General features: G+C 68.6%; 13 protein-coding genes. 4 read left to right on the forward strand and 9 right to left on the reverse strand.

Annotated elements, in window-relative coordinates; translation table 11 throughout:
• Window positions 1–47: 47 nt before the first annotated feature.
• The 4 genes from C5B97_RS02910 to C5B97_RS02925 all read right to left on the reverse strand — a co-directional run bounded on the left by C5B97_RS02910 (window position 48) and on the right by C5B97_RS02925 (window position 4,902).
• Window positions 48–1,073, reverse strand: a complete 1,026-nt coding sequence (locus C5B97_RS02910) for an ABC transporter permease (RefSeq protein WP_104310665.1) — start codon at window positions 1,071–1,073, stop codon at window positions 48–50.
• Complete coding sequence (locus C5B97_RS02915) at window positions 1,070–2,206, reverse strand: ABC transporter permease (protein ID WP_104310666.1); 1,137 nt, start codon at window positions 2,204–2,206, stop codon at window positions 1,070–1,072. The genes C5B97_RS02910 and C5B97_RS02915 overlap by 4 nt, the downstream gene beginning before the upstream one ends.
• Complete coding sequence (locus C5B97_RS02920) at window positions 2,203–3,810, reverse strand: sugar ABC transporter ATP-binding protein (RefSeq protein WP_104310667.1); 1,608 nt, start codon at window positions 3,808–3,810, stop codon at window positions 2,203–2,205. The genes C5B97_RS02915 and C5B97_RS02920 overlap by 4 nt, the downstream gene beginning before the upstream one ends.
• Window positions 3,811–3,912: 102 nt before the next feature.
• Entirely contained in the window at window positions 3,913–4,902 is a 990-nt protein-coding gene (locus C5B97_RS02925; RefSeq protein ID WP_307852801.1) for an ABC transporter substrate-binding protein, read from the reverse strand.
• Between the two features lie 177 nt (window positions 4,903–5,079).
• Here C5B97_RS02925 and C5B97_RS02930 point away from each other — a divergent pair, with 177 nt between their 5' ends.
• The 4 genes from C5B97_RS02930 (at window position 5,080) to araA (ending at window position 10,242) form a co-directional block, all read left to right on the forward strand.
• The gene (locus C5B97_RS02930) at window positions 5,080–6,087 is read left to right on the forward strand and encodes a LacI family DNA-binding transcriptional regulator (protein ID WP_104310668.1); all 1,008 of its coding nucleotides are present in this window, start codon (window positions 5,080–5,082) and stop codon (window positions 6,085–6,087) included.
• Between the two features lie 119 nt (window positions 6,088–6,206).
• Window positions 6,207–8,009 carry a ribulokinase gene (araB, locus tag C5B97_RS02935; protein ID WP_104310669.1) on the forward strand — a complete coding sequence of 601 codons (1,803 nt, stop codon included), beginning with the start codon at window positions 6,207–6,209 and terminating at the stop codon, window positions 8,007–8,009.
• A 2-nt stretch (window positions 8,010–8,011) separates the two neighbouring features.
• Window positions 8,012–8,728, forward strand: coding sequence for an L-ribulose-5-phosphate 4-epimerase (locus C5B97_RS02940; protein WP_181026890.1), 717 nt, complete (start codon window positions 8,012–8,014; stop codon window positions 8,726–8,728).
• The gene (gene araA / locus C5B97_RS02945; RefSeq protein ID WP_104310670.1) at window positions 8,725–10,242 is read left to right on the forward strand and encodes an L-arabinose isomerase; all 1,518 of its coding nucleotides are present in this window, start codon (window positions 8,725–8,727) and stop codon (window positions 10,240–10,242) included. The genes C5B97_RS02940 and araA overlap by 4 nt, the downstream gene beginning before the upstream one ends.
• Window positions 10,243–10,660: 418 nt before the next feature.
• On the opposite strand, the gene C5B97_RS02950 is transcribed toward araA, so the two are convergent.
• Genes C5B97_RS02950 through C5B97_RS02970 form a run of 5 tightly spaced genes read right to left on the reverse strand, consistent with a single transcriptional unit; the run spans window position 10,661 to window position 15,881 of the window.
• On the reverse strand, window positions 10,661–11,560 hold the full coding sequence (locus C5B97_RS02950) for an ABC transporter ATP-binding protein (RefSeq protein ID WP_104310671.1): 900 nt from the start codon (window positions 11,558–11,560) through the stop codon (window positions 10,661–10,663).
• Window positions 11,560–12,711 carry an iron chelate uptake ABC transporter family permease subunit gene (locus C5B97_RS02955; protein WP_258067876.1) on the reverse strand — a complete coding sequence of 384 codons (1,152 nt, stop codon included), beginning with the start codon at window positions 12,709–12,711 and terminating at the stop codon, window positions 11,560–11,562. Before C5B97_RS02955 ends, C5B97_RS02950 begins: the two co-directional genes overlap by 1 nt.
• Window positions 12,708–13,826 carry an iron ABC transporter permease gene (locus C5B97_RS02960; protein WP_258067877.1) on the reverse strand — a complete coding sequence of 373 codons (1,119 nt, stop codon included), beginning with the start codon at window positions 13,824–13,826 and terminating at the stop codon, window positions 12,708–12,710. The genes C5B97_RS02955 and C5B97_RS02960 overlap by 4 nt, the downstream gene beginning before the upstream one ends.
• A gap of 7 nt (window positions 13,827–13,833) precedes the next feature.
• Complete coding sequence (locus tag C5B97_RS02965; protein ID WP_181026884.1) at window positions 13,834–14,766, reverse strand: siderophore-interacting protein; 933 nt, start codon at window positions 14,764–14,766, stop codon at window positions 13,834–13,836.
• Complete coding sequence (locus tag C5B97_RS02970; protein ID WP_104310673.1) at window positions 14,763–15,881, reverse strand: ABC transporter substrate-binding protein; 1,119 nt, start codon at window positions 15,879–15,881, stop codon at window positions 14,763–14,765. The genes C5B97_RS02965 and C5B97_RS02970 overlap by 4 nt, the downstream gene beginning before the upstream one ends.
• Between the last annotated feature and the right edge of the window lie 93 nt (window positions 15,882–15,974).

Consider the following 15,974-nt stretch of genomic DNA (forward strand, 5'->3'; position numbering starts at 1 on the left):
CCGCATGCGCCCCGGTTCGGCAGTGCCCAGGCTGGACGGGCGACCCCCTACTGAGATCTGCGTTTCCTGGAGGTCACGGCCCGCTGCAGCAGCACGAACACGAGCAGGATGCCACCCGTGATGATGGTCGTCGCTTCCGGGGGAATGCTGCCGTCGCGAGTGATGAGGACGTTCATGAGCCCGAGCACGAGGGCGCCGACGACCGAGCCGAGCACGAACCCGCCGCCACCGGTCAGCAGCGTGCCGCCGATGATGACTGCGGCGATCGCGTCCAGCTCCCAGCCGACGCCCGTGATGTTCTGCGCGATGCCGAGCTTCGACGTGTAGAGCACGGCGGCGATGCCCGCGAGGGTGCCGCTGATGACGTAGATCGCGACCTTCGTTCGTGCGACCGGGAGGCCCATGAGGAGCGCGGACTGCTCCGAGCCTCCCATGGCGTAGACGGTCCTCCCGAAGCGGGTGCGGTGCAGGACGAAGAAGGCGACCGCGATGATGGCGACCGCGATGATGACGGCCGGGGTGACGACGAGGTCGTTGATCTTCGGGCCATCGATGATCTTGATCTCGGCGGAGAGGCCGCGGATGGGCGAGTCGTCGGCGAGTCGCTGTGGTTCGGTGCTGAGCATCGAGGCGAGTCCTCTGGCGAGGAACATCATGGCGAGCGTCGCGATGAACGGTTGCACTCGGAAGTAGTGGATGAGGATTCCGGAGGCGAGGCCGAAGAGGGAGCCGATGCCGATCATCAGCACGATCACGAGGATCGCGGGCAGTCCTGCGCTCGAGAGCATGACCCCGATGAGGCTGCTGACGGCGATGACCGCGCCGACGGACAGGTCGATGCCGCCGGTCAGGATGACGAACGTCAGGCCGATGGCGAGCACGATCAGGTAGGCGTTGTTGATGAGGAGGTTGGAGAGCGTGCTGAACTGCAGGATGCCGCCGTAGGCGAGCTCCCCGTAGGCGAGCATGCCGACGAAGATGACGACGGCGGCGAGTGTCGGGAGGGAGTCGAGGTTCGGCTTGAACTTCGCGAGCCGGGTGACTTCGGTGGTCTGTTCGACGATGGTGGTCATGCGGCAACCGCCTCTGGTGCTGGTGCGGGACTCGCGGGCCCTGTGGGGGTCTGCGCTCGTCGTCGCTTGAAGAAGTCGCGGACGCGCTGCGACTGCAGCAGGCAGACGATGACGATGACGATGGCCTTGAAGGCCGGTGTCGCGGAGGATGGGATCGAGAGGAAGACGACGGTCTTGTCGAGCGTCGCGATGAGGAGCGCGCCGATGACGCTGCCGGTGAGGGAGAACTTGCCGCCGGCCAGCGAGGTCCCGCCGATGACGACGGCGAGGATCGCATCCATTTCCGACGCGGATCCGGTCTTGGCGACCTCGACTGTCATGACGGTGGCCGTGCTGAGGATGCCCGCGACTCCCGCGAGGATGGCGCTCGAGATGTAGACGAAGAACAGGAGTCCGATGGGGCGGATGCCCGCCATGCTGGACGCCTTCGGGTTGATGCCGATGGACTCGATCATGAGGCCGAGCGCGGTGCGTCGCACGAGCAGTGCGACGAGGACGACGATGCCGACGGCGAGCAGGAAGATCACGGGGAATCCGGCGATGGTGCCGTTCGCGATCCAGCGGAACGAGTCGTTGGTGGCTGACGTGTTCTGGCCGGCCGTGATGACCTTGGCGAGCCCGCGCCCCGCGAGCATCATGATGAGCGTCGTGATGAAGGGCTGCAGGCCGACCACCGAGACGAGCAGTCCGTTGACGGTGCCGAGGAGTGCGCTGATGAGCAGCGCGAGGGCGATGGCGGTGAGCGCCGAGCCGAACGAGTTCTGGGCGGATGCCATGAACTCCATCGAGACGGCGCCGGCCACGGCCATGACAGAGCCGACGGAGAGATCGATGCCGCGAGTGGCGATCACGAGGGTCATGCCGACGGCGATCATCATGACCGGGGCGCTGGCGCGGAGGATGTCGATGAGGTTGCCGTTGAGGTCACCGGTGGCCTGATTGACGGAGACGCCGAGGTAGCCCGGGTCCTTGATCAGGTTGATGACGATGAGGAGGACGAGTGCGACGACGGCCCAGATGTAGGGCTGCCGGAATGCGCCTCGTGCCGCCTGGATGGCGTCCGGTGCCCGCCGAGGATCCTGGGGCGAGGGGCCCGCGGGCGACGTGGTGTGCGGGGCCGTGGACTGGCTCATGCGCGTGCTCCCTCGGCGTTGGCGGATGCGGGTGGTGTGGTCGGGGCGTCAGGCGTGTCTGGAATGACCGGGTCGATGCCCTCCACTCCGTCGGCGGCGATGGTCTGGACGATGAGGTCCGCGGTGACGTCCGGCCCGTTCGCGATCTCCGCGATCTTCCGGTGGTCTTTGAGGACGACGATCCGCTCGCTGAGCCTGACCACCTCGTCGAGCTCCGACGAGATGAAGATGACCGACATGCCGTCTTCGGCGAGTTGCGCGATGGTCTCCTGAATCTCGGCTTTGGCTCCCACGTCGATGCCGCGGGTCGGCTCGTCCAGGATGAGCAGCTCGGGCTTCGTGGCGAGCCAGCGCCCGAGGAGCACCTTTTGCTGGTTGCCACCGGAGAGGTTGCGGATGGCGCGCTCCGGGTCAGCGGGGCGCACGTTGAGTTCGGTGAGGTACTTCGCGCAGAGCTCGTTCTGCTCGCGGCGGGAGAGGGGCCGTGCCCAGCCTCGCCGCGCTTGGACGGCGAGGATCAGGTTCTCGCGCACCGTGAGGTCGCCGACGATGCCTTCATCCCGCCGGTTCTCGGTGGAGAAGGCGATGTGCTTCCGCAGCGCTGCGGAAGGAGAGTGCACCTCGACGTCATTCCCGTTGAGCTGCGCTGATCCGGAGTCCGGCTTGTCGGCACCATAGATCAGGCGCCCGAGCTCGGTGCGTCCGGAGCCGAGGAGCCCCGCGAAGCCGACGACTTCACCGCGGTGCACTTCGATGTCGACGGGGTCGATCGATCCCTTCCTGCCGACGCCCTGCGCCCGGTAGAGGGGAATGTCTGCGGAATCTCGAGCGTCGACGCGTCGGTTCGCCCCGAGCGACTCGAGGGTGGAGAACTCCTTGCCGATCATCTTGGAGATGAGGTCGCCTCTGCTGAGCTCGGCGGTGGCGTACTCGCCCACGAACTGGCCGTTGCGGAGCACGGTCAGCCGGTCGCTGATCGCGTAGACCTGGTCGAGGAAGTGGGAGACGAACAGAATCGCGACCCCCTGCTCGCGAAGCTGGCGGATGACGGCGAACAGGCCCTCGACCTCCTGTGCGTCGAGGCTGGACGTGGGTTCGTCGAGGATCAGCACCTTCGACTTGATGACCATGGCCCGGCTGATCGCGACGAGCTGCTGCATCGCGAGCGAGATGCTGGAGAGTGACCGCTTCGGGTCGAGGTGGTCGAGGCCGAGCGCGCCGAGTGCCTCTCGGGCCGCGGCGTTCGTCTTGCGCCAGTTGATCCCGAGGGGCCCTCGGATCTCGTGTCCGAGCATCACGTTCTCGCCGATGGAGAGGTTGTCGCAGAGATTGACTTCCTGATAGACGGTGGAGATGCCCGCGGCCTGCGCGTCCGCCGTGCCCTTGAGCTGCCGCTCGTCACCGGCGATGCGGATGGCGCCGGCGTCGATCTTGTAGACGCCGGTGAGGGCCTTGATGAGCGTGGACTTGCCTGCGCCGTTCTCGCCCATGAGCGTGTGCACTTCGCCGGGGTAGAGCCGGAAGTTGACGTCTTGGAGTGCTTTGACTCCTGGGAACTCGATTGAGATGCCGCTCATCTCAACGATTGGCTGATTCGCTGCCATGATCGCCTAGCGTTCTGCCGGTGGCCGGCGTCGAGTGTCGGGGGTGGGGTTCATCGGTGCGCCGCCGAGAGAGCGGTGGCGCACCGATGAACGTGATTCGAGTCAGTACTTGCGGTCTGGGAGCGCGGCCGTGGCTGCGTCCGGGGAGTCGAAGGTGACGCTCTCGACGACGATGTTCTTCTCGACGGTCTCTCCGGCGACTGCGGCCTTGACGACGTCGACGGCGACGTCTCCGAAGAGCGGGTTGTACTCGGCGACGAACGAGAGGCGGCCGGCGGCAAGCGCTTCCAGTGCAGCCTTGGTGCCGTCGATCGTGATGATCTTGACGTCGGTGCCCGGCTTGAGGCCGGCTTCCTCGACGGCGAGGGCGGCGCCGAGGCCCATCTCGTCGTTCTGGGCGAAGACGAGCTGCACGTCATTGCTGTTCGACTTGAGGATCGTCTCGAAGACGCTCTTCGCCTCTTCCGTCGACCAGTTGGCCGACTGGCTCTCGAGCTTCGTCAGGTTCGAGTCGATGCTCTCGTCCCAGCCCTTGTTGCGGTCGTTGACCACGGAGAGGCCGGGAGGGCCCTCGAGCACGACGTAGTTGCCGCCGTCCGCGAACTGGCCGTTCGCCCATTCGGCGGCAGCCGAGCTGATTCCCACGTTGTCCGGGGCGATGTGGCTCGTGTAGAGCGCCTCGTCGTTCGGCTCGATTCCGCGGTCCAGGAGCACGACGGGGATCTCGGCTTCCTGGGCCCGTTCGAGGACGCTCTCCCAGCCTGTTGCTTCGGTTGCCGAGAGCAGGATGGCGTCGACGCCTTCGTCGATGAAGGAGGTGAAGGCGGTGATCTGGGAGTTCTGGTCTCCGTTGGTGGCGGGGGCGTATTTGAGCTCGAAGCCGTTCTCGGTCGAGAACGAGTCCTGGATGTTCTGCTCGTTCGCTGTGCGCCATCCGCCTTCCGGTCCGACGGCGACGAAGCCGACGGTGATGAGCTCGCCGTCGCTCCCGGCGGGGGCGTCACCCGATCCGCCGGAGCAGGCCGCCATGCTCAGGGTGAGTGCCCCTGCCATCGCGATTCCGGCGATGGTCCTGATGGTTGTCTTGTTCACGCTGGTCTCTCCTCGTTGAGAGCAGTTCACTCGTGCCGTGGCCGGTCGTGACGCTGCGCAGTTGAATGCTTCCTCGCATCTGTCGGGAATGTTATCGATCACATCCGGTGGGCGCAACCGTCAATCTGAATTGTTATTCGGGCGGCGCAGCGTCGCGCGTGCGGGCATAATTGCCGAATGACGAGCGGACCTGTGGATGCGACGAAACCGAAGCGGGCTGCCAGCGTGTTCGACGTGGCCCGGGCGGCGGGAGTCTCGCACCAGACCGTCTCGAGAGTGCTGAACGACCACTCGAGCGTGCGGCCCGCGACCAGGCAGAAAGTTCTCACCGCGATGGGCGAGCTCAACTACCGCCCCAACCTCGCCGCGAGGGCACTTTCCTCGAAGCGGAGCCGGACACTCGGCGTCCTCTCGACCGCCAGCGGCGAGTACGGCCCGTCCTCGAGCATCATCGCCATCACCGAGGCCGCACGAACGCGCGGATACACGACGATCGTCGAGCAGACGGACGGCCTCGATGTCGCGTCGATCGAGGAGGCGCTGGGAAACCTGGCGAGCCTCAACGTCGAGGGCATCGTCGCCGTCGCGCCGCAGACCCCCTTGCTCGAGGTGCTCGGCAACATGACCTCGGGCATCCCGTTCGTGACCCTGCAGACCTGGACGAGCGATGGGGGCGTCGATCTGGCCGAGGATCAGCTCGAAGGCGCGCGGGTCGCGACCGCGCACCTGCTCGACCTGGGCCACGTCGACGTGGTGCACCTGGCCGGCCCCGGCGACTGGATCGATGCCACGTCCCGCCTCCGGGGCTTCCGCCTCGAGATGGAGTCTCGCGGACTGACGCCCCGGCACGTCGACGCTCGGGACTGGTCCCCGGAAGCCGGCTACGCCGCTGCCGCCACCATCTTCGAGTCGAACGCGACGGCCGTCTTCTGCGCAAACGACCAGACTGCCCTCGGAGTGCTCCACGCCGCGCATGACGCCGGAGTCTCCGTGCCGGAGCAGCTCAGCGTCGTGGGGTTCGACGACATCCCCGAGGCCGCGCACTTCTGGCCCCCGCTGACCACCGTGCGCCAGCACTTCGCCGCGACGGGAGCCCAGTGCGTTGCCCGACTCCTCGACGGAGCCCAGGGCGCCCCGGACGTGCTGCCGGAGCTCATCGTGCGCGCCTCGACCCGCCGACTGTAGCTCTGGAATCGGCGCACCCGCCCGCGCGCCTCGCCGACAGACTCGGGCTTGCGCATCCCGGCTCCTCCGTGGTGTGATCGATCACATTACGTCCGGTCGAGCCAAAGGAGACCGCCAGGATGAGCCATGCGACGAACTCGGAATCGCGCGCCAACGACGCAGCCCACGCAGGGCCAGGCGAGCGCGACACCTACGTCATCGGCGTCGACTACGGCACCCTCTCGGGCCGTGCCGTCGTCGTTCGTGTGCGGGACGGCGCCGAGCTCGGCGTCGGCGAGCTGCCCTACCCGCATGCTGTGGTCGACAGCGTCCTCCCGGCAACCGGGGAGAAGCTCCCGCCCGAGTGGGCGCTGCAGGTGCCGAGCGACTATGTCGACGTGCTCAAGGTCGCCGTGCCCGCCGCCATCGCCGACGCGGGCATCAACCCGGCGGATGTCATCGGCATCGGCACCGACTTCACGGCCTGCACGATGGTGCCGACACTCGCCGACGGCACGCCCCTCAACGAGGTCGCTGGCTTCGAGACGCGCCCCCACGCCTACGTGAAGCTGTGGAAGCACCACGCCGCGCAGCCCCACGCCGACCGCATCAACGAGCTCGCCGCACTCCGTGGTGAGACGTGGCTCGCCCGGTACGGCGGCCTCATCTCGAGCGAGTGGGAGTTCGCGAAGGGCCTCCAGCTCCTCGAGGAGGACCCCGAGGTGTACGCCGCCATGGATCACTGGGTCGAGGCGGCCGACTGGATCGTCTGGCAGCTGACGGGCACCTACATCCGCAACGCCTGCACCGCCGGCTACAAGGGCATCCTGCAGGACGGCGAGTACCCGAGCCGCGAGTTCCTCACCGCCCTCAACCCCGACTTCGCGGGCTTCGCGGACGAGAAGCTCGCGCACGAGATCGGCCAGCTCGGCGACGCCGCCGGCACGCTCTCGGCGGAGGCCGCAGCCTGGACCGGCCTGCCTGAAGGCATCGCGGTCGCGGTCGGCAACGTCGACGCGCACGTCACAGCCCCGGCCGCCGCGGCGACCGAACCCGGCCAGATGGTCGCCATCATGGGCACCTCCACCTGCCACGTCATGAGCTCCGACACCCTCGCCGAGGTGCCGGGGATGTGCGGGGTCGTGGACGGCGGCATCGTCGCGGGCCTCTACGGCTACGAGGCCGGCCAGTCCGGCGTGGGCGACATCTTCGCCTGGTACGTCGAGAACCAGGTGCCAGCGCGCTACGAGCGGGCAGCGGCCGAACTCGGCGTCTCGGTGCACGAGCACCTCACGAACCTCGCGGCCACGCAGCCGGTCGGCGCGCACGGCCTCGTCGCCCTCGACTGGCACAGCGGCAACCGCTCGGTACTCGTCGACCACGAGCTCTCCGGCCTGCTCGTCGGGGCGACGCTCGCGACCAAGGCGGAGGACGTCTACCGTGCGCTGCTCGAGTCGACCGCGTTCGGGACGCGCAAGATCGTCGAGACCTTCAACGCCTCCGGGGTACCTGTCACCGAGTTCATCGCGGCCGGCGGCCTGCTCAAGAACGCGTTCCTCATGCAGACCTACAGCGACATCCTCGGCATGCCGATCTCCACGATCGACAGCGCGCAGGGCCCGGCACTCGGCTCAGCCATCCACGCCGCGATCGCCGCAGGCGCGTACCCGGATGCGCGCGCAGCGGCCGCCGCCATGGGCCGGGTGACCCGCGCGCGGTACGTCCCGAACCCCGACGCCGTGGCCGCCTACAACGAGCTGTACGCCGAGTACGACCTGCTGCACGACCACTTCGGGCGGGGCGCGAACCAGGTCATGAAGCGCCTCAAGCGCCGCCGCCGCGAGGCGCTCGCCGACGGATCGACAGCCGAGGCAGCCGCATCCACATCCACAGCAGACGCAGCCGCATCCGTTCCCGCAACCCACGAGGAGGTCAGCGCGTGAGCATCACGACTCAGACCATCACAGCCGAAGTGCAGGCGAGCATCGACACCATCCGCGCCGAGGTCGCCGCCCTGCACGACGAGCTCGTGCGCTACGGGCTCGTCGTCTGGACGGGCGGCAACATCTCCGGCCGGGTGCCGGGCACGGACCTGTTCGTCATCAAGCCGTCCGGCGTCAGCTACGACGACCTGGCCGCCGACAACATGATCCTCTGCACCCTCGACGGGCAGGTCGTCCCGGGCACGCCAGGCTCGGAGCGCTCCCCCTCGAGCGACACGGCGGCGCACGCGTACGTGTACCGCAACATGCCTGAGGTGGGCGGGGTCGTGCACACGCATTCCGACTACGCGGTCGCGTGGGCGGCACGCGGCGAGCCCATCCCCTGCGTCATCACGGCCATGGCGGATGAGTTCGGCGGGGAGATCCCCGTCGGGCCGTTCGCGATCATCGGCGACGACTCGATCGGGCGCGGCATCGTCGAGACGCTGCGCGGGCACCGCTCGCGGGCCGTGCTCATGAAGAACCACGGCCCGTTCACGATCGGCAAGGACGCCCGCGACGCCGTGAAGGCCGCCGTCATGGTGGAGGACGTCGCCCGCACCGTGCACATCTCCCGCCAGCTCGGCAGCCCTGACCCCATCCCCCAGCAGGCCGTCGACTCGCTGTTCGACCGCTACCAGAACGTCTACGGACAAGACCCGACAGGAGCCCTCAGTTGAGCGCACTCACCACTTCCTTCGACACGGCTGAGATCTGGTTCTTCACCGGCAGCCAGGGCCTCTACGGCGAGGAGACGCTGCGTCAGGTCGCCGAGCAGTCGCAGGCCATCGTCGAGACTCTCAACGAGTCGCCGAACACGCCCGTGAAGATCGTCTGGAAGCCGGTGCTCACCGACTCCGACGCCATCCGCCGCGCCGCGCTCGAGGTCAACTCGAACGACAACGTCATCGGCATCGTCGCGTGGATGCACACGTTCAGCCCCGCGAAGATGTGGATCCAGGGCCTCGACGCGCTCGCGAAGCCCCTCCTGCACCTGCACACGCAGGCCAACGTGGAGCTGCCGTGGGCCGACATCGACTTCGACTTCATGAACCTCAACCAGGCGGCGCACGGCGACCGCGAGTTCGGGTACATCCAGACGCGCCTCGGCATCCCCCGCAAGACGGTCGTCGGCCACGCGTCGAGCGCCAGCGTGACGCGGCAGATCGACAGCTGGTCGCGCGCCGCGGCCGCCTGGCAGGCGGTGCGCACCATGAAGCTCGCCCGCTTCGGCGACAACATGCGCTTCGTCGCCGTCACGGAGGGCGACAAGACGGAGGCCGAGCTGCGCTTCGGCGTGCAGGTCAACACGTGGGGCGTCAACGAGCTCGCCGACGCCGTCGCCGCGGTCGATGACGCGGCAGTGGATGCGCTGGTGGCCGAGTACGAGGAGCTGTACGACGTCGCCCCCGAGCTGCGTCTCGGCGCGGAGCGCCACCAGTCGCTGCGCGACGGCGCGGCCATCGAGCTTGGCCTGCGGTCGTTCCTCGAGGCTGGCGGTTTCAGCGCGTTCACGACGAGCTTCGAGGACCTCGGCGAGCTCAAGCAGCTCCCGGGCCTCGCCGTTCAGCGACTCATGGCGGAGGGCTACGGCTTCGGTGCCGAGGGCGACTGGAAGACGGCCATCCTCGTGCGGGCCGCGAACGTCATGGGCGCCGGCCTGCCCGGTGGCGCGAGCCTCATGGAGGACTACACGTACGACCTCACGGAGGGCAGCGAGCTCATCCTGGGCGCGCACATGCTCGAGGTGAGCCCCTCGCTGACGACGGCCAAGCCGACCCTCGAGGTGCATCCGCTTGGCATCGGCGGCAAGGACGACCCGGTGCGCCTCGTCTTCACGGCCGACCCCGGCCCCGCGGTTGTTGTGGCCCTCAGCGACATGCGCGACCGGTTCCGCCTCGTTGCGAACGTCGTCGAGGTCGTGGAGCCCACCGCTCCCCTGCCGAAGCTGCCCGTCGGCCGCGCCGTGTGGAAGCCGGAGCCGTCGTTCGAGGTGTCGGCCGCTGCCTGGCTGACGGCGGGCGCCGCGCACCACACGGTCATGTCGACGGCCGTTGGCATCGACGTGTTCGAGGACTTCGCGACCATCGCGAAGACCGAGCTGCTGCGCATCGACGCCGACACCACCCTGCGCGAGTTCAGCAAGGAAGTGCGCTGGAACCAGGCCTACTACCGCCTCGCGCAGGGGCTGTAAGCAGGCCTCGATCCCCTGATCGGGTTGCCGCCGCTGCGCCTCCTTGTGGCGGCGGCAACCACACGATGGCCACGTGGTGGCGCCACTCTTCTTCGGAGAGGGCCAACGGCGCCACCCCGTGGCACCCTCTCCCCTGTCTCCCGCCGCCCCTCCGCGCCTCCTCCGCGCTCTATCCCTCTCCCGCGCAGGACAGACCTGGGCCTCACGCATCCACTCCCCGCCACGCGGATGCGCAACCCCCAAGGTCTGCAGAGGGGCCGGGCTCAGACCTGGGGCTTCTGCAGCCAACTTGCGCGAAGCGGATGCGTGAGGCCCAGGTCTGCAGAGGGCGGCACTGCGCAGGCTAGGCGCGGAGCAACAGCGGAACAGATGAGAACGGCAGAGGAGAACGGGAGAAGAAGAGCAGAGAGACCTGCCCCTACTCCGCCCACGCCCCTTCGCGGGGGATCACGAGCGGCGTGCCCGTCTCGGGGTCGTCGATGATGCGGCAGGGCAGCGAGAAGACGTCCTCGACGAGCCCCGCCGTGAGCACCTCGCCTGGCTTTCCCTGCGCGACGATCTCGCCGTCGCGCATGACCAGGAGGTGCGTCGCGAAGCGGGCCGCCTGGTTGAGGTCGTGCAGCACGGCGACGAGCGTGCGCCCCTCGCCGCGGAGCCGACGGAACAGCTCGAGCAGCTCGTACTGGTGGGAGATGTCGAGGAACGTCGTCGGCTCGTCGAGCAGCAGCACGGGCGCCTCCTGCGCGAGCGCCATGGCAACCCACACGCGCTGCCGCTGTCCACCGGACAGCTCGTCGACGAAGCGCGACGACAGCGCATCCACTCTCGTCGCGGCCATCGCCTCGGTCACGGCTCGCTCGTCGGCCGCCGACCATCGGTCGAACATGCCCTGGTGCGGGAACCGGCCGCGCGCGACGAGGTCGGCGACGCGGATGCCCTCCGGGGCGAGCGACGTCTGCGGCAGCAGGCCGAGGCGTTTGGCGACGTCCTTCGTCTTGAGGGTGAAGATGTCGGTGCCGTCGAGCAGCACGCTGCCGTCGCTCGGCTTGAGCAAGCGCGCGAGGGCCTTCAGCAGCGTCGACTTACCGCACGCGTTCGGGCCGATGATGACCGTGAACGAGTGCGCGGGCACCTCGAAGTCGAGGCCCTCGATGATGCGCTGCTCGTCGTAGCCGACATGCACGGAACGGGCCCGCAGGTCGGCGGTGCCGGCAGCACTGGAGACACCCGCAGCGCTGGCAGCACCGACTGTGCTCGCAGCGGATGCGGCCGGCTTCGCCTGGGTGGTGTCCGGAACGGTGTGAGCTTCGATCGTCATCACTGACGTCCCTTCTTCGTGGTCTGCTCGTGGACGAGCAGCCAGGCGAGGTAGATGCCGCCGACGCACACGGTGAGCACGCCGACGGGGAGGTCGACGAGCTGCGCGACGAGGTCGGCTGCCACCAGGAGGAGCGCGCCGACCAGCGCGGACGGGAGGAGCTGCAGGCTCGCGCTGTTCGTGAGGCGCCGCGCGATCTGCGGCGCGGCGAGGGAGATGAACGCGATGGGGCCGGCCGCGGCGGTGACCAGCGCCGTGAGGGCGACGCCGATGAGCGTCGAGAACGCGCGGGTCCGGTTCGCGTGCACGCCGAGCGACAGCGCCGCGTCGTCACCCACCTCGAGGGCCGCGAGCGGGCGGCCGAGAAACCCGCACCCGACGATGAGGGCGGCGAAGATGAGCGTGGCCGGCAGCAGCTGCGCGTAGCCGAGGGCGCTGAGCGAGCCCGAGCCCCAGACGGCGGCGAGCATCGCCTCCTCCTGGCTGACCCTCATCATCATGAGCGAGTTCACGGAGGCGAGCATGGCGCTCGCCCCGATGCCCACGATGATCAGGCGGAACGGGCGGAGTCCCTTCCTATACGCGAGCAGGTAGACGGCCAACGCGACGGCGGCCCCGCCCAGCAGAGCGCCCACCCCGATCGCGTAGTAGGAGGTCGAGCCGATCCACAGCATCACGATGATCGCGCCCGTGTAGGAGCCAGTCGAGAAGCCGATGATGTCTGGGGAGCCAAGCGGGTTGCGGGTGATCGACTGGAAGATCGCGCCGCTCGCGCCGAGGGCGAGGCCCGCGAGCACGGCGAACAGGAACCGCGGGAGGCGCCACTCGAACACGACGAGCCGGTGCGCGCGCGACGCATCCGCGTCGAAGAGCGCCGCCAGCACCTCGCCGGGCGAGAGTGCCAGCGTGCCGTAGCCGAGCGAGACGACGCCGAGGGCCAGGATGGCGACGACGATCGCGCCGCACACGATGACGGCGCGGCGGCGGTGCAGGTTCGAGAACCGGCCGAAGCGCACCGCGTAGGTGCGGTCGCCGAAGTCGATGCCACCAGTGGCTGGGCCACTCATCGGTCGGCGGGCTCCGCCGAGCGCAGCGCTTGTGAGGTTCGGCGCGGATGCGGTTCCTGGCTTCTCCTCGCGCGTCGCGGTCACAGCCCGCTCACCTTCTTGCGGCGCACGAGCCCGATGAGCACGGGCGCGCCGATGATGGCCGTCACGAGCCCGACCCGCAGTTCGCCGGAGGGCAGCACGATGCGACCGAGAATGTCGGCGGCCAGCAGGAGGATCGGGGCTATGACGATCGACATGACGAGGATCCAGCGCTGGTCGGGGCCGACGAACCAGCGCACGACGTGCGGCACCATGAGGCCGACGAAGCCGATGGGGCCCGCGATCGCGACGGCCGTGCCGGCGAGCAGCGTCACGGCGATGACCACGAGCACTCTGGTCGAGCGGATGCGCACCCCGAGCGAGGCGGCGAGCTCGTCGCCGAGAGACAGGGCGTTGAGGGAGCGCGCGCAGAACAGCGCGAGCACCACGCCGATGAGGATGAGGGGCAGGCAGGTGAGGAGCACGTCCGTGGACCGGCCGCCGATGGACCCGACGCCCCAGAAGCGGGTCACATTGAGGGCGTCGATGTTCTTCAGCACGATCGCCGAGGTGAACCCGCCCAGCACGGCGCTGATCGCGACCCCCGCCAGGGTGAGGGTCAAGGGTGTCGCCGTGCCGCCGCCGACGGATCCCATGGCGTAGACGAGCATGGTCGCGAGGAACGCGCCGATGAGGGCGAACCACACGTACTGGCCGGGCGCGGTGAAGCCAAAGATGCCGACCGCGAGCGTCACGACGAAGCTCGCCCCGGCGTTGACGCCGAGGATGCCGGGGTCGGCGAGCGGGTTGCGGGTGAACGCCTGGATGAGGGCGCCGCACAGGCCGAGCGCGGGACCAACGACGAGCCCCACGACGGTGCGAGGGATGCGCAGGTCGAGCACCATGATGTGCTCCTCCGTCGCCCGCGAACCGAGGATGCTCTCCCAGACGACGTCGGGCGAGATGGCGCGGGCGCCCACGAAGATGCTCAGCGCGACCGTTCCGGCCAGCACCACGAGGGCGATGACCAGGGCCAGGGTGCGCTTCGCGTTACTGCTCGCCAGGCCGCTGCCACGAGCATCCAGGCCGCTACCGCGGGAATCCGGGCGGCTGCCGCGGGCGCCCGAGCTTGGACGAGGCCCTGCTGCCCGCGGCCCTGCAGTGCTGACTGCGACCACGATGCGGCTAGAGCCCAACCGAGGCGTAGATGCGGAAGACCTCGTCGATGCGGGCCTCCTCGTCCATCTCGGGCTCGCCGTTCTCGGTCTCACCGTAGAGGTCCATGATCTGCTGCTTGATCGACTCGTCGAGCGCCTCCCACTTTGCCGTCCAGGCTTCGACCTCGTAGGTCCAGTAGCCGACGACCTTGTACGCGGAGCCGGGCAGGCCAAGCGTGTGGCGGAGGTGGCTGCGCACCTCGCGGGTCACGCGCGTCTCACCCGCGACCCACACGTAGACGCTGCCGTCGTTCGGGATGTCGAGGCGCTTGACGGTCTCGACGAGGCGGCTCGGGCGGTGGCCGTTGCCGGAGCCGCGCACCCAGTTCGCCGCCTTGAGACCGACGGACGGGAACAGCTCGTAGCCCGCATCCCGGATCTCGCAGACGATCTCCGTCTCGACGTCCGGCGTCAGCTCCGCCACCCGCAAGGCGGCGGGGAGGGCGGGCTCGTCGCAGATGAGCACCTGCTTCGTGACGCCCTCTGGAAGCGCGTAGAGGTCGCGCGGCGGGTTGATGCCGAGCACGTAGCCCGGCTTCGCACCGAGCACCCACGTGCTCGCGATGCCACCCTCGTGGATCACGAAGTCAATGTCGATCTCACCCGGCCGGTGGTCGCGGATCGTGTACGTGCGCATCTGCGATGGCTCGACGCCCTCTTCGTAGTCCCAGCCGCGGCCGGAGACGAACGGCAGGTGAGGTTCGAGGTGCGCCTCGTCCGGGAAGAAGAGGCGCACGTACTCGTCGCCGATCCCCGTCGTGGGGTAGTCGTGCAGGTCGTCGCCGCCGAGCGTGACCCGAATCATGCCGGGTCCGAGCTGCCTGACACCCGTGACGACAGCACGGTGGATGCGCTCGACGTAGTCGCTCGCCTCGGTTTCGGACGCGGTGCGATAGGTCATTCTGCGCCGCCTACTCCGTTGCCGTCGATCGCCGAGTTGAGCATGGGGACGAACTCGTCGAGGGCCCATGGGATGGAGAGGGGCGTCGGCGCGTTGGTGGCCATGGCAAGCGGCTCGCTCTCGAGGAACAGGTAGTTGCCGGTGGCGATGGGCTCCCACAGCTTGAACGTGGGGTGGTTCAGCGTGTACTCGAGCTCTTCCGGGCTGTTGGACCAGGCGACGAAGAGGTCGGCGGGGATGGTGTCGAGCTCTTCGAGGCTGACGGCGCCGTACCAGTTGTCGCCCTCGACGGTGCCGAGGACGGTGTCCATGGCTGGCGTGTTCTGCAGGCCGAGGTCGGTGAGGAACTGCACGCGCAGGTCGGTCGGAATGTAGATACCGGCTTCCGTCCCACCGTCGCTGAGGGTGAGGCCGTACGCGAAGGTCGTGTCCGCGAACTTGGGGTTCTCTTCCTTCACGGTGTCGAGCTGACCCTGGGTCTCCGCAATGATTTCGTCGGCTTTCGCGGGCTGCCCGAGGCTGTCGCCGACGATCTCGACAAGCGACTGCCACGACTCGGAAGCCCACGGCTTCTCGGGGTACGCAACGGTGGGGGCGATCTCGGTGAGGCGGTTGTACTCGACCTCGGTGAGGCCGGAGTGCGGGGCGAGGATGACATCGGGTGCGAGCGCGAGCACCTGCTCGAAGTCGAGGTCCCCGGCGTCGCTGTAGTTGAGGATCTCGGGCATCGTGCCGCCGAGCTCTTCGACCTCGGCGCGGAACCACGGCGAGTAGCCCTCTTCATCGCCACCCCAGGTCTCGGGGATCCCGACGGGGACAGTGCCGAAGGCGGCGACGACATCCTGCGTCGCCCAGCCGACGGTCACGACGCGCTCGGGGGCCTCCGTGATCGTCGTCTCGCCGAAGGCGTGGGTCATCGTCACTGGCAGGGCGCCCTCCTCCGCTGGCGTCGCCATCACTCCGTCGGCTGCCGCAGCGTCGCCGGATGCGCATCCCGCGAGCGCGAGCACCCCGACGGTGGCGGCGGCGAGAGCCCCGGTCCAGCGACGGTGCACGGAACGGTGCGTCGAAGGTCGGGTCGGGGCGGACGAGCGGCGGGTGACAGTCGAGGTCAAGGTGGCTCCATTCGACAGAGTGCAGACGCGAGAAGTAAGGGTTACCTCACAACACACCGAGCCTACGGACGTGGCGTATCGTTCCGCGGTCAC

The sequence above is a fragment of the Pseudoclavibacter sp. RFBB5 genome (genome assembly GCF_002931555.1).
GTDB lineage: Bacteria > Actinomycetota > Actinomycetes > Actinomycetales > Microbacteriaceae > Pseudoclavibacter.

Excerpts from the sequence above, each read along its gene's own strand:
- C5B97_RS02910 (WP_104310665.1), bottom strand. The coding sequence starts at position 1,073 with ATGACCACCATCGTCGAACAGACCACCGAAGTCACCCGGCTCGCGAAG.
- C5B97_RS02915 (WP_104310666.1), bottom strand. The coding sequence starts at position 2,206 with ATGAGCCAGTCCACGGCCCCGCACACCACGTCGCCCGCGGGCCCCTCG.
- C5B97_RS02920 (WP_104310667.1), bottom strand. The coding sequence starts at position 3,810 with ATGGCAGCGAATCAGCCAATCGTTGAGATGAGCGGCATCTCAATCGAG.
- C5B97_RS02930 (WP_104310668.1), top strand. The coding sequence starts at position 5,080 with ATGACGAGCGGACCTGTGGATGCGACGAAACCGAAGCGGGCTGCCAGC.
- araB (WP_104310669.1), top strand. The coding sequence starts at position 6,207 with ATGAGCCATGCGACGAACTCGGAATCGCGCGCCAACGACGCAGCCCAC.
- C5B97_RS02950 (WP_104310671.1), bottom strand. The coding sequence starts at position 11,560 with ATGACGATCGAAGCTCACACCGTTCCGGACACCACCCAGGCGAAGCCG.
- C5B97_RS02965 (WP_181026884.1), bottom strand. The coding sequence starts at position 14,766 with ATGACCTATCGCACCGCGTCCGAAACCGAGGCGAGCGACTACGTCGAG.